This window comes from Paenibacillus sp. MSJ-34 (assembly GCF_018918005.1).
Taxonomy (GTDB): Bacteria; Bacillota; Bacilli; order Paenibacillales; family Paenibacillaceae; genus MSJ-34.
On sequence record NZ_JAHLPR010000116.1, the window covers coordinates 1 to 1,806 of the forward strand.

The following is a 1,806-nucleotide window of genomic DNA, read 5'->3' on the forward strand; positions in this document are numbered from 1 at the left end:
AGTCCAGCGGTAAGATGTCAAGCCCCTGATTCATGAGAATTGGAAATTTACTTTAAGGAACAGGTCAATGAGTCAGGAAAAAAGACAACACCAAACTAAACCCAGTTCAAAAATCGAGTTTTTACCAGATTTTAACTGGGAATCGTGAAGGACTTTGGCAAAGAGAGACGTTACACCTTCGCGCTATTCACCTTCCTTCGAGGCGTGTAAAGTTGGTCGTTGCGTAGCAGCACATCGACCAGACGCACAAGTTTTCTTGCCGTTAAGACGAGGGCGCGCTTGTGTTGGTGCTTAGGTACTTCCTTGTATTTCTTCCGGTAATACTCTCCGAATTCCGGATCACGGTTTTTTACCGAGTTGGCAGCTTCAACTAGGTAATACCGTAGGAATCGGTTGCCGGAACGAATGCGCTTTGTATCTTCGGCCTCATAGGGGCCGGACTGGTGTTTGCGCCATACCAAGCCGGCATATTTGGCCACCGCGGCTTGATCGTCGAAGCGTTCAATATCGCCGATCTCCGACAGAATGCCGGCGGCATACACCAAATCGATGCCCGGTATGGAGCGAAGGCACTTGGCTCCCGGTAGATCCTCGATCAACTTCTCGATCGCCTTGTCCAGCTCCTTGAGCTGAGCTTGAATGCTCCGAATGGATAGGATGGACGTACCGAGTACGAGGTCAATGGAGTCTTCCATTACCTTAGATAGCCGATAGGACGCCCGTGCGGCTTTCTGAATGCACGCGGCGACACCTTCAGGATCCGGGAATCGGTTCCTGCCTTTGTCCTTGAGGTAGTCCGCCAGGACGGCAACATCCATGTTGGCAATCTCATCGAGGCTGTACTTCTCCAAGAGCAGTTCCATAATGGCATGGCCAAAGACGGAGCTGTCTACTTCAGAACGGAACGCATTGCACTTGTAGAACAAGTTCTGAAGAAAGTACTGCTTCTCTCGCGTAAGATTATGGACGAGGTGAAACCGCATGCGGGTGATGCGTTGAAGAGCGAGATACCGCTCCTGCATGACAACGCTGGTCGTTAACCTTCCAAATCGCAGACGATCAGCAATAATCCAAGCATCGAGCCGGTCGGTCTTATCCAAGTCGGCGTATGCCTCTCTGAATTTGTTGATCAACTTGGGATTGATGGTGAACACTTTAGTTTTGCGCTTGCGCAACGCGTCATCTTCGTGTAAGTACATCGCTGGATGCCAGCTGTAGACGGATGTAGCTTCAAGGCCAATGTGGATTTCCGAAGCCGGTAGCTTGTCCGCTGCTGAAAGGATCCGGTTACGAAGATATTGGGCACCTTCAAGGTTGTTGTTCACCTGAAACGCCTCGAGCTTGTCGCCGTCCATGTTCATGAAGCAGGCTTCAAGTTGTTCTGCACTCACGTCAATTCCGACAAATAAACGCAAGTCGAATTCCTCCTTTCTGTAAGGGATTCAGGGATTAGACTCTCCGGGATGCCTCCGGCGCACTCGCCGATCAATCACCCTCGCATATGAGAACTCGCTTCGATCCATGAGCTGCCCCAACGCTGCTACCGCCGGGCATGGGTTGCCGAAGGGAACAGCCAGCGGGTAAGAAGTTCGAACGAATACCGGAGAAACAGACTTTTGAAGTAGACAGAGCTACAGGAGGACGAAGAGTTGCCCCGAATGGACCCTAAGTTCCATTGTCCGGAGGCATTCCGGAAAGTCCAGTCCCAAATTTATTTTTCAAAGATCAACTGGAAATTTTGAAGGCGGCCGCCAGTCCCCTAGGGGACTGGAAGTAAACTCAAAACTGCCTTCAAGAAATACTATA

At 50.6% G+C, this 1,806-nt stretch carries 1 protein-coding gene; it reads right to left on the reverse strand.

Annotated elements, in window-relative coordinates; genetic code table 11:
* Positions 1 to 170 precede the first annotated feature (170 nt).
* Positions 171 to 1,415: an IS110 family RNA-guided transposase gene (locus tag KQI79_RS27225; RefSeq protein WP_216541460.1), complete on the reverse strand. Its 1,245-nt coding sequence runs from the start codon at positions 1,413 to 1,415 to the stop codon at positions 171 to 173.
* Between the last annotated feature and the right edge of the window lie 391 nt (positions 1,416 to 1,806).